Source organism: Escherichia sp. MOD1-EC6021 (assembly GCF_002965245.1).
In the GTDB taxonomy this organism is placed as follows: domain Bacteria; phylum Pseudomonadota; class Gammaproteobacteria; order Enterobacterales; family Enterobacteriaceae; genus Escherichia; species Escherichia coli_F.
In genome coordinates, this window is sequence record NZ_PTRU01000007.1 from 72936 (window position 1) to 98224 (window position 25289).

The 25289-nt window shown below is 52.1% G+C and carries 28 protein-coding genes; 22 read left to right on the forward strand and 6 right to left on the reverse strand.

Annotated features, from left to right (window positions below; translation table 11 throughout):
• Positions 1-6 precede the first annotated feature (6 nt).
• The 13 genes from BEB54_RS10320 to BEB54_RS10385 all read left to right on the forward strand — a co-directional run bounded on the left by BEB54_RS10320 (position 7) and on the right by BEB54_RS10385 (position 10672).
• Positions 7-177 (forward strand): DUF2635 domain-containing protein, encoded by a 171-nt coding sequence (locus BEB54_RS10320; RefSeq protein WP_000497751.1) that lies wholly within the window; start codon positions 7-9, stop codon positions 175-177.
• Complete coding sequence (locus BEB54_RS10325; RefSeq protein WP_046076245.1) at positions 161-1657, forward strand: phage tail sheath subtilisin-like domain-containing protein; 1497 nt, start codon at positions 161-163, stop codon at positions 1655-1657. Before BEB54_RS10320 ends, BEB54_RS10325 begins: the two co-directional genes overlap by 17 nt.
• Positions 1657-2013, forward strand: a complete 357-nt coding sequence (locus tag BEB54_RS10330; RefSeq protein WP_000090998.1) for a phage tail tube protein — start codon at positions 1657-1659, stop codon at positions 2011-2013. The genes BEB54_RS10325 and BEB54_RS10330 overlap by 1 nt, the downstream gene beginning before the upstream one ends.
• Positions 2013-2282, forward strand: a complete 270-nt coding sequence (locus BEB54_RS10335; RefSeq protein ID WP_096967054.1) for a phage tail assembly protein — start codon at positions 2013-2015, stop codon at positions 2280-2282. Before BEB54_RS10330 ends, BEB54_RS10335 begins: the two co-directional genes overlap by 1 nt.
• Positions 2283-2423: 141 nt before the next feature.
• The gene (locus BEB54_RS10345) at positions 2424-4259 is read left to right on the forward strand and encodes a phage tail tape measure protein (RefSeq protein ID WP_028132223.1); all 1836 of its coding nucleotides are present in this window, start codon (positions 2424-2426) and stop codon (positions 4257-4259) included.
• A 60-nt stretch (positions 4260-4319) separates the two neighbouring features.
• Positions 4320-5648 (forward strand): DNA circularization protein, encoded by a 1329-nt coding sequence (locus tag BEB54_RS10350; protein WP_122999759.1) that lies wholly within the window; start codon positions 4320-4322, stop codon positions 5646-5648.
• Entirely contained in the window at positions 5645-6724 is a 1080-nt protein-coding gene (locus tag BEB54_RS10355) for a phage baseplate assembly protein (protein WP_046076244.1), read from the forward strand. The genes BEB54_RS10350 and BEB54_RS10355 overlap by 4 nt, the downstream gene beginning before the upstream one ends.
• A complete protein-coding gene (locus BEB54_RS10360; protein ID WP_096967056.1) occupies positions 6724-7272 on the forward strand; it encodes a phage baseplate assembly protein V in 549 nt (182 codons plus the stop codon). Before BEB54_RS10355 ends, BEB54_RS10360 begins: the two co-directional genes overlap by 1 nt.
• Positions 7272-7697: a phage GP46 family protein gene (locus BEB54_RS10365; protein ID WP_060565000.1), complete on the forward strand. Its 426-nt coding sequence runs from the start codon at positions 7272-7274 to the stop codon at positions 7695-7697. The genes BEB54_RS10360 and BEB54_RS10365 overlap by 1 nt, the downstream gene beginning before the upstream one ends.
• A complete protein-coding gene (locus tag BEB54_RS10370; RefSeq protein ID WP_105282187.1) occupies positions 7684-8742 on the forward strand; it encodes a baseplate J/gp47 family protein in 1059 nt (352 codons plus the stop codon). Before BEB54_RS10365 ends, BEB54_RS10370 begins: the two co-directional genes overlap by 14 nt.
• The gene (locus BEB54_RS10375) at positions 8733-9317 is read left to right on the forward strand and encodes a YmfQ family protein (protein WP_046076242.1); all 585 of its coding nucleotides are present in this window, start codon (positions 8733-8735) and stop codon (positions 9315-9317) included. Before BEB54_RS10370 ends, BEB54_RS10375 begins: the two co-directional genes overlap by 10 nt.
• Positions 9318-9320: 3 nt before the next feature.
• The gene (locus tag BEB54_RS10380) at positions 9321-10070 is read left to right on the forward strand and encodes a phage tail protein (protein ID WP_105282188.1); all 750 of its coding nucleotides are present in this window, start codon (positions 9321-9323) and stop codon (positions 10068-10070) included.
• Positions 10070-10672 carry a tail fiber assembly protein gene (locus BEB54_RS10385; protein WP_105282189.1) on the forward strand — a complete coding sequence of 201 codons (603 nt, stop codon included), beginning with the start codon at positions 10070-10072 and terminating at the stop codon, positions 10670-10672. Before BEB54_RS10380 ends, BEB54_RS10385 begins: the two co-directional genes overlap by 1 nt.
• Here BEB54_RS10385 and BEB54_RS10390 read toward each other — a convergent pair.
• Both BEB54_RS10390 and BEB54_RS10395 read right to left on the reverse strand, forming a co-directional pair.
• Positions 10644-11087 carry a tail fiber assembly protein gene (locus BEB54_RS10390; protein WP_001089533.1) on the reverse strand — a complete coding sequence of 148 codons (444 nt, stop codon included), beginning with the start codon at positions 11085-11087 and terminating at the stop codon, positions 10644-10646. The genes BEB54_RS10385 and BEB54_RS10390 overlap by 29 nt on opposite strands.
• 2 nt (positions 11088-11089) lie before the next feature.
• Entirely contained in the window at positions 11090-11485 is a 396-nt protein-coding gene (locus BEB54_RS10395) for a hypothetical protein (RefSeq protein ID WP_049789694.1), read from the reverse strand.
• A 130-nt stretch (positions 11486-11615) separates the two neighbouring features.
• On the opposite strand from BEB54_RS10395, the gene BEB54_RS10400 reads away from it, so the two are divergent.
• The gene (locus BEB54_RS10400) at positions 11616-12179 is read left to right on the forward strand and encodes a recombinase family protein (RefSeq protein ID WP_023993836.1); all 564 of its coding nucleotides are present in this window, start codon (positions 11616-11618) and stop codon (positions 12177-12179) included.
• Positions 12180-12322: 143 nt separating this feature from the next.
• Here the strand turns inward: BEB54_RS10400 and BEB54_RS10410 are convergent, their stop codons facing one another.
• Complete coding sequence (locus tag BEB54_RS10410; protein WP_001217553.1) at positions 12323-12571, reverse strand: DinI-like family protein; 249 nt, start codon at positions 12569-12571, stop codon at positions 12323-12325.
• A gap of 61 nt (positions 12572-12632) precedes the next feature.
• Positions 12633-13730, reverse strand: coding sequence for a tyrosine-type recombinase/integrase (locus tag BEB54_RS10415; protein WP_000332271.1), 1098 nt, complete (start codon positions 13728-13730; stop codon positions 12633-12635).
• An 88-nt stretch (positions 13731-13818) separates the two neighbouring features.
• Between BEB54_RS10415 and dusA the strand changes: the two genes are divergently transcribed.
• Together dusA and pspG are read left to right on the forward strand one after the other, a co-directional pair.
• Positions 13819-14856, forward strand: coding sequence for a tRNA dihydrouridine(20/20a) synthase DusA (gene dusA, locus BEB54_RS10420; RefSeq protein ID WP_105282190.1), 1038 nt, complete (start codon positions 13819-13821; stop codon positions 14854-14856).
• 133 nt (positions 14857-14989) lie between these two features.
• Positions 14990-15232, forward strand: a complete 243-nt coding sequence (pspG, locus tag BEB54_RS10425; RefSeq protein ID WP_000891405.1) for an envelope stress response protein PspG — start codon at positions 14990-14992, stop codon at positions 15230-15232.
• 165 nt (positions 15233-15397) lie between these two features.
• Here pspG and BEB54_RS10430 read toward each other — a convergent pair whose 3' ends face one another.
• A complete protein-coding gene (locus tag BEB54_RS10430; RefSeq protein ID WP_001601108.1) occupies positions 15398-16381 on the reverse strand; it encodes a quinone oxidoreductase in 984 nt (327 codons plus the stop codon).
• Positions 16382-16463: 82 nt separating this feature from the next.
• Between BEB54_RS10430 and dnaB the strand changes: the two genes are divergently transcribed.
• The 6 genes from dnaB (at position 16464) to BEB54_RS10465 (ending at position 22393) form a co-directional block, all read left to right on the forward strand.
• Entirely contained in the window at positions 16464-17879 is a 1416-nt protein-coding gene (dnaB, locus tag BEB54_RS10435) for a replicative DNA helicase (RefSeq protein WP_000918363.1), read from the forward strand.
• Between the two features lie 52 nt (positions 17880-17931).
• Complete coding sequence (gene alr / locus BEB54_RS10440) at positions 17932-19011, forward strand: alanine racemase (protein WP_105277328.1); 1080 nt, start codon at positions 17932-17934, stop codon at positions 19009-19011.
• Between the two features lie 251 nt (positions 19012-19262).
• Positions 19263-20456: an aromatic amino acid transaminase gene (tyrB, locus tag BEB54_RS10445; protein WP_105277329.1), complete on the forward strand. Its 1194-nt coding sequence runs from the start codon at positions 19263-19265 to the stop codon at positions 20454-20456.
• Positions 20457-20792: 336 nt separating this feature from the next.
• A complete protein-coding gene (gene aphA / locus BEB54_RS10455; RefSeq protein WP_001353538.1) occupies positions 20793-21506 on the forward strand; it encodes an acid phosphatase AphA in 714 nt (237 codons plus the stop codon).
• Positions 21507-21616: 110 nt separating this feature from the next.
• Positions 21617-22033: a secondary thiamine-phosphate synthase enzyme YjbQ gene (locus tag BEB54_RS10460; RefSeq protein ID WP_105277330.1), complete on the forward strand. Its 417-nt coding sequence runs from the start codon at positions 21617-21619 to the stop codon at positions 22031-22033.
• Between the two features lie 3 nt (positions 22034-22036).
• Positions 22037-22393 carry an MmcQ/YjbR family DNA-binding protein gene (locus tag BEB54_RS10465; RefSeq protein ID WP_000155657.1) on the forward strand — a complete coding sequence of 119 codons (357 nt, stop codon included), beginning with the start codon at positions 22037-22039 and terminating at the stop codon, positions 22391-22393.
• A gap of 34 nt (positions 22394-22427) precedes the next feature.
• Here the strand turns inward: BEB54_RS10465 and uvrA are convergent, their stop codons facing one another.
• Positions 22428-25250: an excinuclease ABC subunit UvrA gene (uvrA, locus tag BEB54_RS10470; protein WP_000357740.1), complete on the reverse strand. Its 2823-nt coding sequence runs from the start codon at positions 25248-25250 to the stop codon at positions 22428-22430.
• Positions 25251-25289: the final 39 nt, after the last annotated feature.

The window sequence follows — 25289 nt, forward strand, 5'->3', positions numbered from 1 at the left end:
ATCCTCATGTTTGTCAAACCTGTTAAAGGGCGGTCAGTTCCTGATCCTGCCCGCGGCGACCTTTTGCCCGCCGAAGGGCGAAATGTTGACGAGAACAACTACTGGCTGCGCCGTGAAGCAGCGGGTGATATCCGGCGCGTGAATAAAAAGGTGAATACCGATGACGATAAGCTTTAACACCATTCCGTCGAATACGCTGGTTCCGTTGTTTTATGCGGAAATGGATAACCAGGCGGCGAATACTGCACAGGACAGCGGAGCATCGCTGCTGATTGGTCATGCCAATCACGGTGCAGAGATTGTTGCCAACAGTCTGGTACTGATGCCGTCGGCAGACTATGCACGCCAGATTTGTGGTGCGGGAAGTCAGCTGGCGCGTATGGTCGAGGCTTATCGCCAGACTGACCCGTTTGGCGAGCTGTATGTGATTGCCGTTCCTGAATCCACAGGCGCGGCGGCAACGGTTACGCTGACGGTGACCGGGGCGGCAACCGAAACCGGCACGGTGAATGTGTATGTGGGACGTACCCGCGTGCAGGCACCGGTGACTAACGGCGATAACGTCACGATGATTGCCAGCAGTATCCAGGATGCCATCAATGCCGTTCCGGCCCTGCCGTTTACGGCTTCATCTTCGGCAGGCGTGGTTACACTGACCGCGCGTCATAAGGGGCTTTGCGGGAATGAAATTCCTGTCAGCCTCAATTACTACGGCTTTGGTGGGGGCGAAGTGCTGCCAGCGGGCGTACAGATTGCCGTGGCGACGGGTACCGCCGGAACGGGTGCTCCGGTTCTCACCGGCGCGGTGGCTGCAATGGCGGATGAGCCGTTTGATTATATCGGCCTGCCGTTCAACGACACGGCCTCCGTTAACACGCTGGTGACCGAGATGAACGATACCAGCGGTCGCTGGAGCTATGCGCGTCAGCTGTATGGTCATGTGTATACGGCAAAGATCGGCACGCTGTCAGAACTGGTGACCGCAGGTGACCAGTTTAACCAGCAGCACATTACCCTGGCGGGGTACGAAAAAGACACCCAGACGCCTGCCGACGAGCTGGCGGCAAGCCGTACCGCCCGCGCAGCGGTGTTTATCCGCAACGATCCGGCACGTCCCACGCAGACCGGTGAGCTGGTGGGTATGCTGCCTGCGCCGAAGGGGAAACGGTTCACGATGACCGAACAACAGACCCTGCTGTCTCATGGCGTGGCAACGGCGTATGTCGAAAGCGGGGTACTGCGCATTCAGCGTGATGTCACCACGTACAGGAAAAACGCTTACGGGGTTGCGGATAACAGCTACCTCGACAGCGAGACGCTGCATACCAGTGCGTATGTACTGCGCAAACTGAAATCCGTCATTACCAGTAAGTACGGGCGTCACAAGCTTGCCAGCGACGGTATCCGCTTTGGTCCCGGTCAGGCGATTGTCACCCCGGCGGTGATCAAAGGGGAACTGCTGGCAACCTACCGTCAGCTTGAGCGTGCGGGGATCGTGGAAAACTACGAACTGTTTAAGCAGTACCTGGTTGTGGAGCGTGATGCCAGCGATCCGAACCGCCTGAACACGCTGTTCCCGCCTGACTATGTTAACCAGTTGCGTGTCTTTGCCGTGGTTAACCAGTTCCGTCTTCAGTATTCAGAGGAGTCTGCATAATGGCCCGTATCGGGGGAACCTGTTATTTCAAAATTGACGGTCAGCAGCTATCGCTGACCGGCGGCATTGAGGTGCCCATGAACAGGACGGTCAATGATGACATCATCGGCCTGGACGGTTCAGTGGACCGCAAGGAAACTCACCGTGCGCCTTATGTTAAAGGGACCTTCAAGGTGCCGAAGAATTTTCCGGTGAGCAAAATCACCTCGTCTGATGAGATGACCATCACTGCCGAGCTGGCGAACGGTCAGGTCTATGTACTGTCGTCTGCCTGGCTGCACGGCGAAGCGAACCATAATGCCGAAGAAGGGACGGTTGATCTTGAGTTCCACGGTGAAGAAGGGGATTACCAGTAATGAAAGAGCTTGAGTTAAAGAAACCGATTACCGCTCATGGCGAGACACTCTCCGTACTGGAGTTTGATGAGCCCACCGGGAGAGATGTCCGCGAGCTGGGGTATCCCTACCAGATGAATCAGGATGAGTCCGTCAGACTTCTGGCGCATGTGGTATCGAAATACATTGTGCGGCTGGCGAAAGTGCCGCAAAACTCTGTCGACCAGATGTCTCCGGCAGACCTGAATGCTGCGGCGTGGCTTGTGGCTGGTTTTTTCCTCCAGGCCTGACGGCTGAATACCTCACTGATCGCTTCTTTGACTGCGCCAGCTACTGGCGCATTAATCCCTTCGAATTGCTGAATATGCCGATCAGTGAAATTCCCTTGCTGGTCAGTCAGGCAAACAGGATAGAGCAGGAGAAACGCACACATGGCTGAATTTGAGCTTAAGGCGTTGATCACCGGTGTCGACAGACTTTCTCCCGCGCTGTCGAAAATGCAAAAGAAAATCCGGGGATTTAAACGCCAGGCGGAAGAAGCATCACAGGGTGGGCTGGCGCTTGGTGGCGGACTGGCAGCGGGTCTGACGCTTTCCCTGAAATCTTATGCCGATCAGGAAAACGCCGCCACCGGGCTGAAAGTCGCCATGATGGATGCGAACGGCGAGGTCGGAAAGAGCTTTCAGGACATCAATAAACTGGCTATTGGCCTGGGTAACCAGCTACCCGGTACAACGGCTGATTTCCAGAACATGATGCAGATGCTGGTGCGTCAGGGGATCCCGGCAGAAAACATTCTTGGTGGTGTGGGTAAAGCGACAGCTTATCTTGCGGTACAACTGAAAAAAACACCGGAAGCGGCTGCTGAGTTTGCTGCAAAGATGCAGGATGCTACCGGAACGGCGTCAGAAGACATGATGGGGCTGTTCGACACTATCCAGAAGGCGTTTTATCTGGGCGTTGACGATACCAACATGTTGTCCTTCTTCACTAAAACCAGTTCTGTTCTGAAGATGGTGAACAAGGACGGTCTTCAGGCTGCACAGAGCCTTGCCCCTATCAGCGTCATGATGGATCAGATGGGGATGAACGGGGAGTCGGCAGGTAATGCCCTGCGAAAAGTTATCCAGTCCGGATTAAGCGTTAAGAAAATCAGGGACGTCAATAAAGTCATGGCCCGCCAGAAACTCGGAGTGCAGCTCGATTTTACTGACGGCAAAGGGAGTTTTGGCGGTCTTGATAACATGTTCAGGCAACTGGCAAAGCTGCGAAAACTGACCGACGTTAAGCGAACAGGTGTACTTAAGGCAATATTTGGTGATGATGCCGAAACCCTTCAGGTGGTCAATGCACTAATCGATAAAGGAAAGGATGGCTACGATCAGATCCAGCAGAAGATGAATAAACAGGCCAGCCTGAATAAACGTGTTCAGGCCCAGCTTGGTACGCTGTCCAACCTGTGGGAGGCAATGACGGGGACCGCAACTAACGGCCTTGCGGCTATTGGCGGCGCATTTTCTGGTGACGCCAAAAATATCACGCAATGGCTGGGGGAGTTAGGGGAAAAATTCACGAAGTTTGCGGATGAAAATCCCCGGGTTATTCGCGGCGTCGTCGGGCTTGCTGCCGGTCTTGCGATTCTGAAACTGGGATTGATGGGCGTTGGCGGTGCCATCAGTATTGTCAGCAGGATCATGTCGATGACGCCGATTGGAATGATTGCGACGGCGATAGCCCTGGCTGCGGGATTAATTATCACTAACTGGGATGTTGTCGGACCTTATTTCAAGAAGCTCTGGGAAACCATTGGTCCTTATTTTGAGGCTGGCTGGGAACTTCTGAAGAAGGTTTTTGCCTGGTCGCCGCTGGGGATGGTAATCAATAACTGGGGACCGGTTGTTAAGTGGTTTCAGGATATGTGGGACAAGCTGAAGCCAATTATTGAGTGGTTTACCGACAGTTCCGGTGACACGGTCGATGCCATTAACTCTGCGCAGTGGGGCGCGGGTGCTTATGATGCTTATGGGACGGGAATACCGGCACGGGGATACACACCTTATCAGGCGGTAGATCCGGCTCAGTCAAACAACGCCTCCGATGCCACAGGCCCGAATCCCTTCATGATTAACAAAGCTTCTGCGCCAAAAGTTGATGGTGAGATCAAGGTCTCTTTTGTGAATTCGCCTCCGGGTATGCGGGTTATGGAAACGCGATCCAGCGGTTTTGATGTCAGCCATGATGTTGGCTATACGCGCTTTGGCAGGTAATGAAAAATTAATCTGTTAATGAGTCCCACTCCGGTGGGATTTTTTATGTACGGAGTTTATATGACGTGGAAAGACAGACTTCAGGACGCGTCATTTCGCGGTGTGCCGTTTAAGGTTGAAGAAGAAAGTGCGGGAACCGGTCGTCGTGTGGAAACGCACGAATACCCGAACCGCGACAAACCCTATACCGAAGACCTGGGGAAAATCACTTTCCGCCCGTCCATCACAGCTTATGTGGTGGGAGATGACTGCTTTGACCAGCGCGATCGCCTGATTGACGCGCTGAATAAACCCGGTCCTGGCACGCTTGTCCATCCGACTTACGGTGAGCTGAAAGTCTGTGTTGACGGGGAAGTTAGGGTCAGCACATCGAAGAGTGAAGGGCGTATTGTCCGCTTTGACCTGAAGTTTGTCGAAGCGGGAGAACTCTCTTACCCCACTTCAGGTGCGGCGACGGCGCAGACGCTGATGTCATCCTGTTCTGCACTGGATGACTGCATCAGTGATAGCTTCAGTGGTTTCAGTATCGATGGTGTGGCAGATTTTGTGCAGAACGACGTCGTCGGTAATGCCAGCACAATGCTTGGGTATGTTTCTGATGCGATGAAAGTGGTGGATTCTGCCGTATCGGATGCCGCCAGGCTGTTGCAGGGGGATATCTCGGTACTTCTGCCGCCGCCATCGTCAGGCAAAAATTTCGTTGAGCAGGTGCAGAAAATGTGGCGTACCGGGAAACGCCTTTATGGTAACGCCAGCGACCTGGTCACCATGATCAAAACGCTTTCCGGTGTCAGCCTCGGCAGCGATCTGCAACCGCGCGGCGTCTGGAAAACGGACAGTAAAACCACCGCCACGGCGACGCAGCAGCGTAACGTGGTTGCCAGCACCCTTCGTACGACCGCAATCAGCGAAGCGGCGTATGCCGTCACACGATTGCCTGCGCCCACAACTTCCGCGGTGATGCAGAATGCCACAGTGGGGCAGTCAACAACACCCGCGCAGAGCACCGGCTGGCCTTCTGTCACGCATCCGGCACTGAACAATGCACCGGCGGTGAAAAACACGGTTGACCTGCCAACGTGGGAAGAACTGACCGACATTCGCGACACACTGAATACGGCAATTGATAAGGAGTTGTCCCGTACAACCAGTGATGCGCTGTTTCTGGCGCTGCGCCGGGTGAAAGCAGATCTGAATGCGGATATCAACACGCGCCTTGAACAGTCTGCACGGATCATTCAGCGCACGCCGGATGAGGTTTTACCCGCGCTGGTGCTGGCGGCGACCTGGTTTGATAACGCGGCGCGTGACTCGGACATTATCCGGCGTAATGCCATTACGCATCCCGGCTTTGTGCCGGTGATCCCTCTGAAGGTGCCAGTGCAATGAACGACAATGTCACGCTACGGGTAAATGGCCGGGAGTGGAATGGCTGGACATCGGTGCGCATCGGTGCCGGTATTGAACGGCTGGCGCGGGATTTCAGTGTGGAGATCACTCGCCAGTGGCCGGGAGATGAGGGTATCACCATGCTTCAGCCGCGCATTAAAAACGGTTCAAAAGTGGAAGTGCTGATTGGTGATGAGCTGGTGATCACCGGCTGGGTGGAGGCGACTCCCGTTCGTTACGATGCCCGTTCGGTCAGCACCGGTATTGCCGGACGTAGTCTGACGGCTGACCTGATTGACTGTGCAGCCGAACCGACACAGTTTAACGGACGCTCGCTGGTGCAGATTGCGCAGGCGCTTGCTGCGCCTTTCGGCATTGAGGTGGTGAACAGCGGTGCGCCGTCGGGTGTTATTCCTGATGTTCAGCCTGATCACGGTGAAACGGTGATTGAGGTAATCAACAAAATACTCGGTCAGCAGCAGGCGCTGGCTTACGACGACCCGCACGGCAGGCTGGTGATTGGCGGTATTGGCTCAACGCGGGCACATACCGCGCTGGTACTTGGGGAAAACATCCTTTCCTGTGATACGGAGAAGAGTATCCGGGAGCGGTTTTCTGTTTACCAGGTGGCGGGGCAGCGTGCCGGAAACGACGATGATTTCGGTGAGGCCACCACCACCGCGCTGCGGGCCCGCACAGAGGACGCATTTATTGCCCGTTACCGTCCGATGTATATCAGGCAGACAGGGCAGGCCACGGGGGCAGGTTGTATTGCGCGTGCTGACTTTGAAGCCCGACAACGGGCGGCGCGGACGGATGAAACCACCTATGTGGTGCAGGGCTGGCGACAGGGTAACGGTACGCTGTGGCAGCCCAACCAGCGGGTGATTGTCTTCGATCCGGTCTGTGGTTTCGACAATACCGAACTGCTTGTCTCGGAAGTCACGTTTACTCAGGACCAGAACGGCACCCTGACGGAAATCCGTGTCGGCCCACCTGATGCTTATCTGCCTGAACCCGAAGCCCCCGGCGCGCGGAAAAAGAAAAAAGCCAGAGTACAGGAGGACCCGTTCTGATGAGGACGATTGAAGCCATGCAGCGACAACTTCTCGGCCTGATTGGGCGGGCAGTGGTGAAAAGCATCAGTGCCGCCACGAAATGTCAGACCGTGGATGTGTCCCTGATTGCCGGTGAACCCAAAGCCGGGGTTGAACATCTTGAACCCTACGGTTTTACCGCAAGGGCAAACAGCGGTGCGGAAGCGGTGGTGTTGTTTCCGGATGGCGACCGTTCTCATGCGGTGGTTGTTACGGTGTCGGACCGGCGCTACCGCCTGAAAGGGCTGCTGACGGGTGAGGTGGCTGTCTATGACGATCAGGGGCAGTCTGTGACGCTGACCCGGGAGGGGATCGTGGTGGACGGTGCAGGTAAAACGATCACGTTTCGCAATGCGCCCAGAGCACGTTTTGAAATGGACCTGGAAGTGACCGGACAGGTGAAAGACCTGTGCGACTCCGGCGGTACCACCATGTCAGCGATGCGGCTTGCCTATAACGGGCATCGTCACAGAGAGAACGGTCAGGGCAGTAACACCGACAAACCTGATAAAGCGATGGAGGCATGATGGAACTGTGGCTGACGGTGAACGGTAAACGCACCTGCACCAGCGCACAGCTGGATCCGCTGACCCGCGCCGTGGTGATTTCCCTGTTTACCTGGCGGCGGGCGGAGCCTGATGACAACGCCGATGTCCCGATGGGATGGTGGGGGGATACCTGGCCTGCGGTACAGAATGACCGTTACGGCTCCCGACTGTGGCTGCTTCAGCGCAGCAAACTGACCAATCAGCAGGTGCAGACGGTAAGGGGGTATATCCGCGAATGCCTGCAATGGATGATTGATGACGGCGTGGTGTCCCGTATTGATCTGGATATCCGCCGCACCGGGATTAATGAACTGGGTAACAGTATCACTCTCTGGCGTCGTGACGGACCGGTAATGATTTCTTTTGATGATCTGTGGAGTGCGATAACGCATGGCGGACAGTGAATTTCAGCGCCCGACGCTGGCAGAAAATATCAGTATGCTCCGTAACGATTTATTCGCCAGGCTGGACGTCAGCGACACGCTCCGGCGCATGGATGAAGACGTGCGGGCAAAGGTGTATGCGGCGGCGCTGCATACGGTTTACGGTTACATCGATTATCTGGCAATGAACATGCTGCCTGACCTGTGCGATGAGTCCTGGCTGGCGCGACATGCTGCGATGAAACGGTGTCCGCGCAAGGGGGCCACGGCTGCCAGCGGGTATATGCGCTTGGAAGGTGTCAGCGATGGCCTGAAGGTGACCGCCGGGAGTGTTATTCAGCGCGATGACCTGGTGCAGTACACGGCAACTGCCGATGCAACCAGCTCCGGTGGTGTCCTGCGCGTGCCGATCGCCTGCTCAAGTGCAGGAGCGGTCGGTAACGCTGACGACGGTACGTCATTAATCCTGGTCACGCCGGTGAATGGTCTGCCGTCTTCCGGCGTGGCAGACACTCTGACAGGTGGATTTGATACTGAAGAGCTGGAAACGTGGCGCGCCCGCGTCATTGAGCGGTATTACTGGACGCCTCAGGGCGGGGCTGACGGGGACTATGTCGTCTGGGCTAAAGAAGTGCCCGGCATTACCCGCGCATGGACATACCGTCACTGGATGGGAACGGGAACTGTCGGTGTGATGATTGCCAGCAGTGACCTGATTAATCCCATTCCGGAAGAATCAACGGAAACGGCAGCAAGACAACATATCGGGCCACTGGCCCCGGTGGCAGGCTCTGATTTGTATGTATTCAGGCCGGTGGCACATACGGTGGATTTTCATATCCGCGTGACGCCGGACACACCAGAAATACGGGCTGCCATTACCGCGGAGTTGCGTTCGTTCCTGCTGCGTGATGGTTATCCGCAGGGAGAACTGAAGGTGTCACGTATCAGTGAAGCGATTTCCGGTGCGAACGGGGAATACAGCCATCAGTTGCTTGCACCGGCGGACAATATCTCCATTGCAAAAAATGAACTGGCGGTACTGGGGACGATTTCATGGACGTGACAAACGATGATTACATCCGTCTGTTGTCGGCACTGTTGCCACCCGGTCCGGCGTGGTCAGCCAGAGATCCGGCGATTGCCGGTGCGGCACCGTCATTAACTCGCGTTCATCAGCGTGCGGATGCCCTGATGCGGGAGCTGGATCCGCGCACCACCACCGAACTGATAAATCGCTGGGAGCGTCTGTGCGGCCTGCCGGATGAATGTATTCCCGCAGGGACACAGACCCTTCGCCAGCGTCAGCAACGGCTGGATGCGAAGGTTAACCTGGCGGGCGGCATCAACGAGAATTTTTATCTTGCACAGCTTGCTGCCCTGGGCAGACCAGACGCCACCATCACGCGATACGACAAAAGCACGTTCACCTGCTCATCGGCCTGTACTGACGCGGTGAATGCGCCGGAATGGCGGTATTACTGGCAGGTCAACATGCCAGCCGCCACAAACACCACCTGGATGACATGTGGCGATCCCTGTGATTCCGCGCTGCGTATCTGGGGCGACACCGTTGTCGAATGTGTGCTTAACAAACTCTGCCCGTCGCATACCTACGTAATTTTTAAATATCCGGAGTAATCCATGCATCGTATAGACACGAAAACCGCGCAGAAGGATAAGTTCGGCGCGGGTAAGAACGGTTTTACCCGTGGTAACCCCCAGACTGGCACACCTGCCACCGATCTGGATGATGACTACTTTGATATGTTGCAGGAAGAACTCTGCAGCGTGGTGGAGGCATCCGGTGCCAGCCTGGAGAAGGGGCGAAACGACCAGTTGCTTACCGCGCTTCGTGCTCTGCTGTTAAGCCGCAAGAATCCGTTTGGTGATATCAAATCGGATGGCACGGTGAAAACGGCTCTCGAAAACCTTGGTTTGGGAGAAGGCTCTGCATTACCTGTTGGTGTCCCTGTTCCGTGGCCTTCAGCCACTCCGCCAACAGGCTGGCTAAAATGCAATGGTGCGGCTTTTTCTGCTGAAGAATACCCGGAACTGGCAAAGGCTTACCCGACAAATAAATTACCTGATTTACGTGGTGAGTTTATTCGTGGCTGGGATGACGGAAGAGGAATTGATACTAACCGTAGCTTGCTTTCATCACAGGGCGATGCCATTCGAAATATAATTGGTGCATTAGTAGATGTCAGGTTTAATACCTATCCTTCTGATTCTGGCGTTTTTACAACCAGCGTCATCGGAGATGCTTCATCTGATTCAATTAAAGGTGGTTATGCAAAGCGAGTAACATTTGATGCTTCCAGAGTTGTTCCAACTGCAAACGAAAACCGTCCTCGAAACATTGCCTTTAATTATATCGTGAGGGCTGCATAATGGATTACGCTGTATTAAATAACGAATTTATCGCCACCCAAGCAGGAAATATTACGGTTTATAACTATGATGGTGAAACACGGGAATATATTTTTACATCAACTGAATATCTTGCTGTGGGTGTCGGCATTCCGGCATGTTCCTGTTTAGATGCTCCCGGCTCATACAAAACTGGTTATGCAATCTGCCGTTCTGCAGATTTTAACTCATGGGAATATGTGCCAGACCATCGTGGTGAAATCGTCTTTAGCACAGAAACAGGAGAATCAAAAGAAATCAAAGCTCCGGGTGATTACCCTGAAAATACAACCACTATCGCCCCTTTATCTCCATACGATAAATGGGATGGTGAGAAATGGGTGACCGATACTGAGGCACAGCATAGCGCCGCAGTAGACGCGGCAGAAGCACAGCGCCAGTCACTGATTGATGCTGCAATGGCTTCCATCAGTCTGATTCAGCTGAAATTACAGGCCGGACGGAAACTGACGCAGGCAGAAACAACCCAGCTTAACGCTGTGCTGGATTACATTGACGCGGTGACGGCAACAGATACGAGCACCGCGCCGGATGTCATCTGGCCTGAACTGCCGGAGGCGTAGGCCATTCAATATCTGGAGCACTGGAGGGATCAACCAGTTCCAGTGCGTCCAGATAATCAAGCCATAAATTATATTGCTCCAGCTCGTTACCTTTCAGACGACCAATAGCAGCTTTGCCAGGCCACTGATGGGTATTGATGTAGGTATTGGCTTCTGAAACCAAAGATATTTTTTTCATTTCAGCCATCAACACCTCATCCTCTTTTGAAGGCGGTGGGGAATTAATCCATATTGGCCGTCCTGAACTGTCAGCGCCAATTTCTTTCCCTTCTGGATGCAGCCCAAGAAATTGCTCATATGTTTCTCGGGTAATTTCAATAACATCATCTGGAAGCGTTCCCGCATCCTCATATTCTGGAAACAATTCTTGTAGATAAAAACTTTTACTTCCGGGTGAAAAGAATACTGAGTTCATTATTACCGTCCAATGATTAACGCTGAGACGCTGGTATCTGAAGGAAATGCTGCATTCAGTGGTTTGTCGACTTTGAATACAATCGTATTATTCCCCCGGACAGCGGCAAAAGAACAAACCGCCGTCGCGTATGAACCTGTAATATTACTGGATACACCACCATAGGCTGTTGTTGATACCAGAGGGATAACGCCCAGCACCTTATTAGGAAATACAAAGGGCAATGTGGCTGTGGCAATATAAGACTTATTAGAACCTGTGATGGCATAAGCATTATCAGTCATTCCATTCATCGCCACTGGGCCGCTTATACTTACAGTAACCATCTGAATGATTAGCCCGTCAGGTTGACGAATCACAAAATTTCCATTGCCACCAGTAACCGTCCAGAAAGACATATCAGGGATTTGGTTTTCCCCGTTGCCCACATTCCGTTTTGCCGCTTCTCCCAAACCAACCTTTCAAATATTTTTCTGAATCAGGTGATATTTCGCCTCTTCTCCTGTTTTTACAACAGGAGAAGCACTCATGATTTACGGGTATGTTCGTGTATCAACAAATCATCAGGATACAGAGTTGCAACGTCTTGCACTTGAGTCAGCTGGCTGTGAGCGAATTTATGAAGAATATGCCAGTGGCAGAACAGCTAATCGCCCTGTGTTAAAGGAATTAATTTCGGTGATGAAAAGTGGAGATGAGTTGATTGTCTGGAAGCTAGATCGGATAGGGAGAAATGTGCTACATGCGCTATTGATGTTTCAAAATCTGCACGAAAAAGGCGTTAATTTTCGGAGTATTACAGATGGTGTAGACCTGAAAACAGCAAGTGGTCGCTATAATTTCCGTAATATTCTTTCTGCTGCGCAGTATGAATCTGATTTGAATAGCGAGCGAACTTTAGCTGGTTTGGCTATTGCCAGATCCAAAGGCCGGATTGGTGGGCGTAGACCGAAGTTTAGCGACGAGCAGTGGCAACAGATGGGAGCGCTCATAGCGGCAGGGAAATCACGGCGTTATGTTGCACGTATCTATAACGTTGGGCTATCAACCCTATATAAACGATTTCCTGTTACTGGCATTCAAACGAAATAATTTAAAAGCAATTTAAAGAGTTATTTGTCTAATGTTGGAAGCCGCAGCCACGTCGTATGCAAGAACGTGCTGCGGCTGGCTGGCGAACTTTCGATAGTGCGAGTATTGAATGATTTCCAGCCGTTACCGATTTTACGTGTTAATTAGTGAACAAACCACTCGTCAGCAGATTCCCAGGTATCTTTCAGAGTCTCCTGAACAAAAGTTTTTGCAGAATCCTTATCTGCGGTGCGTGTAACAGAAAGGCCATCGTTGCTGGTGGCTTTTACGATCACCTCTACATCGTCATAACGTTTACTGATGCGTCGGGTTAATTCTTCCTTTAACGCATCCACAGCACCGGTTGGCATTTTAGTCATTTTTTCTTTGGCTATGCAGATTTCAATACGCATAAAAGTCCCTCTATACTGTGTTTGTATACAGTGTTATTTTTAACTGTATGGATAAACAGTGTCAAGAGGTCTTATTTCTGCTCCTTTGGAGCTCTTCAAAACGATTATGTAAAGATTTCGGATACAGTTCGGTATATACCTGCCATAGCACGTTTAATGAACGATGCCCTGTGACCTGGGCGACTTCCTCAATACTAAAACCAGCCTCAAATAAGCGACTTGCCCCTTCTCTACGCAAATCATGGTATCGCAGATCCTTAATACCTAATTTGCTTCTTACCCTCTGAAATCCCGCAGTAACAGAAGTGCTGTTATATGGAAAAATGAATTCCGATTTTTTGGGCTGTCGTTGGACGATATCCCAGGCTTCCCCAAGCAAGGCTACTTTCATGTGGTTGCCTTCCTTTTTGCGTGGATCTTTCCTGTCTCTTACGAGTATAGATTTTTGTTCCTGGTCGAGATCTTCCCATCGTAACCGGCATACTTCTCCGATCCGCATACAGGACCACACAGAAAATTTGAGGATATCAACGAACGGAATTTTTGAGCATTTATGAGTAGATCGTTGTTGAAGGCCTTCAATGAGCATGTCCAGTTCATCAGATGCTGGTCTACGATTACGACGGTTTGATTTACCAATCAAACCAAGTTTAAGTAGATATGGGCGAGCGCTTTTCGCCGGGTTTGATGTGTAATTAATTCCGTATACAGGTTTGGCCGCATCCAGAACACTGCCAAGATAACTAACATCGTGGCTGACTGTTGCTGGACCTGCACCAGCGTTGTTTCTTAGCCTGCAATGTTCAATTACGTCATTTTCTGTCAGTTCAGATAGTTTGATCGCGGAGATGTCACTATCCATAAGCAGTTCCAGCACATATCTTTTAGTACGGCCTGCTTTACCTCCGGCATTTGGGTCATTTAAATATTTGTGTAGTAAGTCACGGACTGTAAGTCCGTCAACTGCATTTGATGATGGAATGCCATATAGATCTAATTCCATCACTTTCTGTGTTCCCCATGTTTTGGCATGAGCATGTTTAGGGAATGTTTTGCTTTCCCTGTAAGTGATAACACCTTTTTCTTTGATAATCACATTACAGCGATAGCGTGGTGTGCCATCGGATTTTAGTCGTTTCTCTATGTTATAGTACGCCATTACACGACCTCGTTATTTCGGGTTCCCATAAAACGTGGGAACCTGTGCGGGAACCTAACGCGAGAAAAATAGCCTGAAATGTTCAAAAATGCACGATAATCATGAAACACAAAAAATTAATCAAACCAGCGTGATGCCTGAAAAAACTGGTGTTTGCTGGAATTCTCGGTTTAGCATTGCTCCTATGCTCGACTGGACGGACAGGCACTGCCGTTATTTCCTGCGTCTGCTTTCCCGCAATACGTTGCTGTATACAGAAATGGTGACCACAGGGGCGATTATTCACGGTAAAGGTGATTACCTGGCGTACAGTGAAGAAGAACATCCGGTAGCGTTGCAACTGGGCGGTAGCGATCCGGCGGCGCTGGCGCAGTGTGCGAAGCTGGCAGAAACGCGCGGATATGATGAGATCAACCTGAATGTCGGCTGCCCGTCTGACCGGGTACAGAACGGCATGTTTGGTGCGTGCCTGATGGGCAATGCGCAGCTGGTTGCCGACTGCGTGAAAGCGATGCGCGATGTCGTATCGATTCCGGTGACGGTGAAAACGCGTATTGGCATCGATGACCAGGACAGCTATGAATTTCTCTGCGATTTCATCAACACCGTTTCCGGCAAAGGCGAGTGTGAGATGTTCATCATCCACGCACGTAAAGCCTGGCTTTCTGGGTTAAGCCCGAAAGAAAACCGTGAAATCCCGCCGCTCGATTATCCGCGTGTGTATCAACTGAAGCGCGACTTTCCGCATCTGACGATGTCGATTAACGGTGGCATCAAGTCGCTGGAAGAGGCTAAAGCACATTTGCAACATATGGATGGCGTGATGGTCGGGCGCGAAGCGTATCAGAATCCAGGCATTCTGGCGGCGGTAGACCGAGAGATTTTTGGTTCCTCGGATACCGATGCCGATCCGGTAGCGGTGGTGCGTGCCATGTATCCGTATATTGAGCGTGAGCTCAGCCAGGGAACTTATCTGGGCCATATTACCCGGCATATGCTGGGGCTGTTCCAGGGTATTCCTGGCGCGCGGCAGTGGCGGCGTTATTTAAGTGAAAATGCCCATAAAGCGGGTGCTGACATTAACGTGCTGGAACACGCGCTCAAACTGGTGGCAGATAAGCGTTAACTTTTCACCAAAAAGTAGTCAAATTCACCACGCCCTGCGCATCGTCGCGGGGCGTTTTGCTGTTAAATCAATAGATTATTTTTGGCATGATTCTTGTAATGCCAGCAAGAGATTTCATATTTGGGAGAGCATCATGCTGGAACTACTTTTTGTGATTGGCTTTTTTGTCATGCTGATGGTCACCGGCGTTTCGTTGCTGGGTATTATCGCTGCGCTGGTTGTGGCGACGGCCATTATGTTCCTCGGCGGTATGCTGGCATTGATGATTAAGTTGCTGCCGTGGCTGTTATTGGCGATTGCGGTGGTGTGGGTTATTAAGACGATTAAAGCACCAAAAGTGCCGAAATATCAGCGCTATGACCGTTGGCGTTACTAAGGGATTGTGCGGACGATCACAACCTAAGGTTTTATCCTTAGAACAAAATAGGAATTGATAATCAAATCTGTCACTATTGCGCCTCTAACAGATTCATCGTGCTGTACCCTACATACAGCCGAACTATAAAAAGAAAGGGCTTCCCAGGTGGAAGCCCTATTTCTTTTATGGAATCAACAGGCTGGAACCTTGCGTCGCCCGGCTTTCCAGAATCTCATGCGCACGCTGCGCATCCTTCAGCGGATATTTCTGTTGTTCGGCGACATCGACCTTAATCACACCGCTGGCAATCAAAGAGAATAGTTCATTACTGGCCTCGGTTAATTCCTCCCGCGTGGTGATATAGCCTTGCAGGGAAGGGCGTGTCACATACAACGAGCCTTTCTGATTGAGAATGCCTAAGTTCACACCGGTAACCGCGCCTGATGAGTTGCCAAAACTGACCATTAAGCCGCGGCGTTGCAGGCAATCCAGCGACCGTTCCCAGGTGTCTCTGCCCACGGAATCGTACACCACGCGCACTTTCTTGCCACCGGTGATCTCTTTTAACCGCTCGACCAGATTCTCTTCGCGATAGTTAATAACCTGCCATGCGCCCGCTTTTAGCGCACTCTGCGCTTTTTGCGCGGTTCCCACGGTGCCGATAAGTTTCGCCCCAAGGGCTTTTGCCCACTGGCAGGCAATTAAGCCAACGCCGCCAGCCGCTGCGTGGAACAGGAACTGCTCATCAGGTTTAATTTCATAGGTTTTGCGCAGCAGATAATAAACCGTTAAGCCTTTCAGGAATGATGCCGCCGCTTGCTCAAAAGAAATTGCCGCGGGCAGAATCGCCGCTTTATCGGCATTGACGTTATGCACAGAGCTGTAAGCGCCTAATGCCGACTGTGCATAGACTACGCGATCGCCTGCCTTAATATGCTTTACACCACTGCCGACTTTACTCACGATGCCTGCCGCTTCGGTACCTAATCCGCTGGGTAGCGATGGCGGCGGATAAAGGCCGCTGCGGATATACGTGTCGATAAAATTGATGCCGATGGCTTTATTTTCGACCTGGATTTCATTCTCCGCCGGATCGGCAGGAGTGAACTCTACGGCTTGAAGTACTTCCGGGCCACCGTGCTTGTGAAATTCAATTCGTGTTGCCATGTGTCCTCCAGAACGTATCGTCAGGGTCTGCTTCATATGGTAAAGTTTCGACCCATTCTTTATCTCGGTAACTCCATTCACTATGGCAGGAAATAAACCCTTCAACAAACAGCAGGCTGAACCCCGCGAACGCGATCCACAAGTTGCCGGGCTGAAAGTGCCTCCGCACTCGATCGAAGCGGAGCAGTCGGTGTTGGGCGGTTTAATGCTGGATAACGAACGCTGGGACGATGTAGCCGAGCGTGTGGTGGCAGACGATTTTTACACCCGACCACACCGTCATATCTTTACCGAAATGGCGCGTTTGCAGGAAAGCGGTAGTCCTATCGATCTGATTACCCTTGCGGAATCGCTGGAACGTCAGGGACAACTCGACAGCGTTGGTGGTTTTGCTTACCTGGCAGAGTTGTCAAAAAATACGCCAAGTGCGGCGAACATCAGTGCCTATGCGGACATCGTGCGTGAACGTGCCGTTGTCCGTGAAATGATCTCTGTCGCGAATGAGATTGCCGAAGCCGGTTTTGATCCGCAGGGGCGAACCAGCGAAGACCTGTTGGACCTGGCTGAATCCCGCGTCTTTAAAATTGCCGAAAGTCGTGCAAACAAAGACGAAGGGCCGAAGAACATCGCCGATGTGCTCGACGCAACCGTGGCGCGTATTGAGCAGCTGTTTCAGCAGCCACACGATGGCGTTACCGGGGTAAACACCGGTTATGACGATCTCAACAAAAAAACCGCTGGTTTGCAGCCGTCGGATTTGATCATCGTCGCCGCGCGTCCGTCGATGGGTAAAACGACATTTGCGATGAACCTCGTCGAAAACGCGGCGATGTTGCAGGATAAACCGGTACTTATCTTCTCTCTTGAGATGCCATCAGAACAGATTATGATGCGTTCTCTGGCGTCGCTGTCGCGTGTTGACCAGACTAAAATCCGTACCGGGCAGCTGGATGATGAAGACTGGGCGCGTATTTCCGGCACCATGGGTATTTTGCTCGAAAAACGCAATATCTATATTGATGATTCCTCCGGCCTGACACCAACGGAAGTGCGCTCCCGCGCGCGGAGAATTGCCCGAGAACATGGCGGCATTGGGCTTATCATGATCGACTACCTGCAACTGATGCGCGTACCGGCGCTTTCCGATAACCGTACGCTGGAAATTGCAGAAATCTCCCGCTCGCTGAAAGCACTGGCGAAAGAACTGAACGTGCCGGTGGTGGCGCTGTCCCAGTTGAACCGTTCTCTGGAACAACGTGCCGACAAACGCCCGGTCAACTCCGACCTGCGTGAATCTGGTTCTATCGAGCAGGATGCGGACTTGATCATGTTTATTTACCGTGATGAGGTTTATCACGAGAATAGTGATTTAAAAGGCATCGCGGAAATTATTATCGGTAAACAACGTAACGGCCCTATCGGTACGGTACGTTTGACCTTTAATGGTCAGTGGTCACGCTTCGACAACTATGCGGGGCCGCAGTACGACGACGAATAATAATTATTTTATGAATTAGGTAATTAAAGCAAACACTTATCAAGGAACACAAATGCAAGCGGCAACTGTTGTGATTAACCGCCGCGCTCTGCGACACAACCTGCAACGTCTTCGTGAACTGGCACCTGCCAGTAAAATGGTTGCGGTGGTGAAAGCGAACGCTTATGGTCACGGTCTTCTTGAGACCGCGCGAACGCTCCCCGATGCTGACGCCTTTGGCGTCGCCCGTCTCGAAGAAGCTCTGCGACTGCGTGCGGGGGGAATCACCAAACCTGTACTGTTACTCGAAGGCTTCTTTGATGCCAGAGATTTACCGACGATTTCTGCGCAGCATTTTCATACCGCCGTGCATAACGAAGAACAGCTTGCTGCGCTGGAAGAGGCCAGCCTGGACGAGCCGGTTACCGTCTGGATGAAACTCGATACTGGTATGCACCGTCTGGGTGTAAGGCCGGAACAGGCTGAGGCGTTTTATCATCGTCTGACGCGGTGCAAAAACGTTCGTCAGCCGGTGAATATTGTCAGCCATTTTGCGCGCGCGGATGAGCCAAAATGCGGTGCAACCGAGAAACAACTCGATATCTTTAATACCTTTTGTGAAGGCAAACCTGGTCAACGTTCCATTGCCGCGTCGGGGGGCATTCTGCTGTGGCCACAGTCGCATTTTGACTGGGTGCGCCCGGGCATCATTCTTTATGGCGTCTCGCCGCTGGAAGATCGCTCCACCGGTGCCGATTTTGGCTGTCAGCCAGTGATGTCACTAACCTCCAGCCTGATTGCCGTGCGTGAGCATAAAGCCGGAGAGCCTGTCGGTTATGGTGGAACCTGGGTAAGCGAACGTGATACCCGCCTGGGCGTAGTCGCGATGGGTTATGGTGATGGTTATCCGCGCGCCGCGCCGTCCGGTACGCCAGTGCTGGTGAACGGTCGCGAAGTGCCGATTGTCGGGCGAGTCGCGATGGATATGATCTGCGTCGACTTAGGTCCACAGGCGCAGGATAAAGCCGGGGACCCGGTCATTTTATGGGGCGAAGGTTTGCCCGTAGAACGTATCGCTGAAATGACGAAAGTGAGCGCTTACGAACTTATCACGCGCCTGACTTCAAGGGTCGCGATGAAATACGTGGATTAATCGTTCTGTAATATCTGATTATCTGTGCCGGATGTGGTATGAATGCCTATCCGGCTAATAAAATCTTACTAATTCAATAAATTGATATTATTTCATGCTGTTATAAAGGTCGTGCCTCTGGCGAATGTGCGTTTGTCATTGGTCACTTTTTGTTGCTAATTGTCGTTCACCCCTGAACATCCTCTCGATCTTCCCCACCTTCCGGTTTATTGTGGTTTAACCACCTGCCCGTAAACCTGGAGAACCATCGCGTGTTTCAAAAAGTTGACGCCTACGCTGGCGACCCGATTCTTACGCTTATGGAGCGTTTCAAAGAAGACCCTCGCAGCGACAAAGTGAATTTAAGTATCGGTCTGTACTACAACGAAGACGGAATTATTCCCCAACTGAAAGCCGTGGCGGATGCGGAAGCGCGCCTGAATGCGCAGCCTCATGGCGCTTCGCTTTATTTACCGATGGAAGGGCTTAATAGCTATCGCCATGCCATTGCGCCGCTGCTGTTTGGTGCGGACCATCCGGTAATGCAACAACAGCGCGTAGCAACCATTCAAACCCTTGGCGGCTCAGGGGCATTGAAAGTGGGCGCTGACTTCCTGAAGCGTTACTTCCCGGAATCAGGCGTATGGGTCAGCGATCCCACCTGGGAAAACCACGTAGCAATATTCGCCGGGGCTGGTTTCGAAGTGAGTACTTACCCCTGGTACGACAAAGCAACCAACGGCGTGCGTTTTAATGACCTGTTAGCGACGCTGGAAACATTACCTGCCCGCAGTATTGTGTTGCTGCATCCATGCTGCCACAACCCAACCGGTGCCGATCTCACCAATGACCAGTGGGATGCGGTGATTGAAATTCTCAAAGCCCGCGAGCTTATCCCATTTCTTGATATTGCCTATCAAGGATTTGGTGCCGGTATGGAAGAGGATGCCTACGCCATTCGCGCCATTGCCAGCGCTGGATTACCCGCTCTGGTGAGCAATTCGTTCTCGAAAATTTTCTCCCTTTACGGCGAGCGCGTCGGCGGACTTTCTGTGCTGTGTGAAGATGCCGAAGCCGCAGGCCGCGTACTGGGGCAATTGAAAGCAACAGTTCGCCGCAACTACTCCAGCCCGCCGAATTTTGGTGCGCAGGTGGTGGCGGCGGTGCTGAATGACGAGGCATTGAAAGCCAGCTGGCTGGCGGAAGTAGAAGAGATGCGTACTCGCATTCTGGCGATGCGTCAGGAACTGGTGAACGTATTGAGCACAGAGATGCCAGAGCGCAATTTCGATTATCTGCTTAATCAGCGCGGTATGTTCAGTTATACCGGTTTAAGTGCTGCTCAGGTTGACCGACTACGTGAAGAGTTTGGGGTCTATCTCATCGCCAGCGGTCGCATGTGTGTTGCCGGGTTAAATACGGCAAATGTACAACGTGTGGCAAAGGCGTTTGCTGCGGTGATGTAATGTCGTTGGCAGGCGGATGAACAGCCGCCTGCTCAATCATCAATAAGTGGGTATACGTATTTTTTCGGCTAATCGTACAAAGGAATGGGTTCTGATAAGCGATATTTCCTACTGAGAAAATAGAAGTTTTTATATCCGAATATTTTTACACAATAGAGAGCCATTAAGTTATTAAATACAACAAACATAGTCTGATCGCATGTGATCCTGCTCCCTTTCTTAACAAAAGCCGTAGATAACCCTTTTATTCCCTGGCAGCTGGCGTTATGGTCAGATGGTTTTTGCAACAAATCTCATAATAAAACGTTTCAATAGACTGACTATTTAGGGAAAAATATGCGCAAGATCACACAGGCTTTGAGTGCCGTTTGCTTATTGTTCGCTCTAAACAGTTCCGCTGTTGCCCTTGCCTCGTCACCTTCACCGCTTAATCCTGGTACTAACGTTGCCAGACTTGCAGAGCAGGCTCCTGTTCATTGGGTTTCAGTCACACAAATAGAAAATAGCCTCGCAGGGCGTCCACCAATGGCGGTGGGGTTTGATATTGATGACACGGTGCTTTTTTCCAGTCCGGGATTCTGGCGCGGCAAAAAAACCTTCTCGCCAGAAAGTGAAGATTATCTGAAAAATCCTGTGTTCTGGGAAAAAATGAACAATGGCTGGGATGAATTCAGCATTCCAAAAGAGGTTGCTCGTCAGCTGATTGATATGCATGTACGCCGCGGTGACGCGATCTTCTTTGTGACTGGTCGTAGCCCGACGAAAACAGAAACGGTGTCAAAAACGCTGGCGGATAATTTTCACATTCCTGCCACCAACATGAATCCGGTAATTTTTGCAGGCGATAAACCAGGTCAAAATACAAAATCGCAATGGCTACAGGATAAAAATATCCGAATTTTTTATGGCGATTCCGATAACGATATTACCGCCGCACGCGAAGTCGGTGCTCGTGGTATCCGCATTCTACGTGCCTCCAACTCTACCTACAAACCCTTGCCACAAGCGGGTGCGTTTGGTGAAGAGGTGATCGTCAATTCAGAATACTGACAGAGCGGGAGAGCGTGACACTCTCCCGAATGCTGTTTTTTTAATCACACCTTTATCCTTTCGCTGTCTTGCTGCAAACTGATTAAGAGAGTTTTATCAAGGAGCAGCACATGTGGTATCAAAAGACGCTCACGCTTAGCGCCAAATCTCGTGGATTTCATCTGGTAACGGATGAAATACTGCATCAGCTGGCTGATATGCCGCGCGTTAACATCGGTTTACTGCATCTGTTGCTGCAACATACCTCCGCCTCTCTGACACTTAATGAGAACTGCGATCCCACCGTACGCCACGACATGGAGCGTTTTTTCCTCCGCACCGTTCCCGATAACGGAAATTATGAGCATGACTATGAGGGGGCCGACGATATGCCTTCTCATATCAAATCCTCAATGCTGGGAACATCGCTTGTATTGCCGGTGCATAAAGGGCGTATTCAGACCGGCATCTGGCAAGGCATCTGGCTGGGGGAACATCGCATCCACGGCGGATCGCGTCGCATCATCGCGACACTACAAGGGGAGTAAAAAATGACCATTTCGGAGTTGCTACAATATTGCATGGCAAAACCAGGCGCAGAACAGAGCGTGCATAACGACTGGAAAGCGACGCAGATCAAAGTGGAAGATGTACTGTTTGCGATGGTGAAAGAAGTAGAAAATCGCCCAGCTGTTTCGCTGAAAACCAGCCCGGAGCTGGCGGAGCTGCTACGTCAGCAGCACAGCGATGTGCGTCCAAGCCGCCATCTGAATAAAGCGCACTGGAGCACCGTGTATCTCGACGGATCGCTACCGGATTCGCAAATCTATTATCTGGTGGATGCGTCTTATCAGCAGGCGGTGAATTTACTGCCGGAAGAAAAACGTAAATTGCTGGTGCAACTCTGAAAGGAAAAGGCCGCTCAGAAAGCGGCCTTTGCGATTACAGCATCGGTTTAAGGAAGCGCGCCGTATGCGAAGCTTCGCACTCCGCGACGGTTTCTGGTGTACCGGAGACGAGGATCTCGCCGCCGCCACTGCCGCCTTCCGGTCCCAGGTCGACAATCCAGTCAGCGGTTTTGATCACGTCGAGATTGTGCTCAATCACCACAATGGTGTTGCCCTGATCGCGCAGTTTATGCAGTACGTCGAGCAGTTGCTGAATATCGGCGAAGTGCAGACCGGTGGTCGGCTCATCAAGAATATACAGCGTCTGCCCGGTGCCGCGTTTTGACAGCTCACGCGCCAGCTTCACGCGCTGGGCTTCACCACCAGAAAGTGTGGTTGCGGACTGCCCCAGGCGAATGTACGTCAGACCAACGTCCATCAACGTTTGCAGCTTACGCGCCAGTGCAGGTACGGCATCAAAGAACTCACGCGCCTCTTCGATGGTCATATCCAGCACTTCGTGGATGGTTTTGCCTTTGTACTTAATCTCCAGCGTTTCACGGTTATAGCGTTTACCTTTGCACTGGTCGCACGGTACGTAAATGTCCGGCAGGAAGTGCATCTCCACTTTGATCACGCCGTCGCCCTGACAGGCTTCGCAGCGTCCGCCGCGAACGTTAAAGCTGAATCGTCCTGGTGTATAACCGCGCGCACGGGATTCCGGTACGCCCGCAAACAGTTCGCGCACAGGCGTAAACACGCCGGTATAGGTCGCCGGGTTAGAACGCGGAGTACGACCAATTGGGCTTTGGTCGATATCGATCACTTTATCGAAATGCTCCAGCCCCTGAATATCGCGATAAGGTGCCGGTTCGGCGATGGTCGCCCCATTCAACTGGCGTTGGGCAATCGGGAACAGTGTGTCGTTAATCAGTGTCGATTTACCGGAACCTGAAACCCCTGTGATGCAGGTAAACAGACCGACTGGCAGCGTGAGCGTCACGTCTTTCAGGTTATTACCGCGTGCGCCTGTCAGCTTCAGCACTTTTTCCGGATTCGCCGGAACGCGTTTCTTTGGCACTTCAATCTTGCGTTTACCGCTCATGTACTGCCCGGTCAACGATTCAGGCACCGCCATAATCGCTTCCAGTGGACCTTCCGCGACCACTTCACCGCCGTGTACACCCGCACCTGGACCGATATCGATCACATGGTCAGCGGCGCGAATTGCGTCTTCGTCGTGCTCCACCACAATCACGGTATTACCGAGATCGCGCAGATGGATAAGCGTACCCAGCAGGCGCTCGTTATCGCGCTGGTGCAGGCCGATAGACGGCTCATCGAGCACGTACATAACGCCAACCAGGCCCGCACCAATCTGGCTCGCCAGACGGATACGCTGGGCTTCACCGCCAGAAAGCGTTTCTGCCGAGCGGGAAAGTGTCAGGTAATTCAGGCCGACGTTAACGAGGAATTTCAGGCGATCGCCAATCTCCTTAAGAATTTTTTCCGCAATCTTCGCTCGTTGACCTGCGAGTTTGAGATTGTTGAAGAATTCCATCGCATGACCGATGCTCATGTCGGAGATAGCAGGCAGCGGCGTATTCTCGACATACACATGGCGCGCTTCCCGACGCAGACGCGTTCCTTCGCAGCTGGCGCACGGGCGATTGCTGATAAACTTGGCTAATTCTTCGCGTACCGCACTGGATTCCGTCTCTTTATAACGGCGCTCCATATTGTGCAGCACGCCTTCGAACGGATGACGACGAATGGAGGTATCGCCACGATCGTTCATGTATTTGAATTCAATGTTTTCTTTGCCAGAACCGTACAACACCACTTTATGCACATTCGCGCTCAGGCTGCCCCACGGCGCTTCGACGTCGAACTTATAGTGATCTGCCAGCGATTTCAGCATCTGGAAGTAATAGAAGTTGCGGCGATCCCAGCCTCGGATCGCACCACCTGCCAGCGACAGTTCCGGATTCTGGATCACGCGGTCAGGATCGAAATATTGCTGTACGCCAAGGCCGTCACAGGTCGGGCAGGCACCCGCCGGGTTGTTAAACGAAAACAGGCGTGGTTCCAGTTCACGCATACTGTAGCCGCAAATTGGGCAGGCGAAGTTGGCGGAAAATAGCAGCTCTTCCGCTTTTGGATCGTCCATATCGGCAACTACCGCGGTACCACCGGAAAGCTCCAGCGCGGTTTCAAACGACTCTGCCAGACGTTGGGTGAGATCGTCACGCACCTTGAAGCGATCAACCACCACTTCAATGGTATGTTTCTTTTGCAGTTCCAGTTTCGGCGGATCGGAAAGATCGCAGACTTCGCCATCAATACGAGCACGGATGTAACCCTGGCTTGCCAGATTTTCCAGCGTTTTGGTGTGTTCGCCTTTGCGCTCTTTAATGATTGGCGCGAGCAGCATCAGGCGTTTACCTTCCGGCTGCGACAGCACGTTATCCACCATCTGGCTGACGGTTTGCGCCGCCAGCGGTACATCGTGGTCCGGGCAGCGAGGCTCACCGACGCGGGCGAACAACAAACGCAAATAGTCGTGGATTTCGGTGATTGTCCCCACCGTAGAACGCGGGTTATGAGACGTCGATTTCTGCTCAATCGAGATGGCAGGAGAAAGCCCCTCAATATGATCGACGTCCGGCTTTTCCATCAGTGACAGAAACTGCCGCGCGTAGGCGGAAAGGGATTCAACGTAACGGCGCTGCCCTTCGGCATATAAGGTGTCGAAAGCGAGCGAGGATTTGCCAGAACCCGAAAGCCCGGTCACGACAATGAGCTTGTCGCGGGGGATAACGAGGTTGATGTTTTTGAGATTATGGGTGCGGGCGCCCCGAACTTCGATCTTATCCATTCACCTTTCCCGGATTAAACGCTTTTTTGCCCGGTGGCA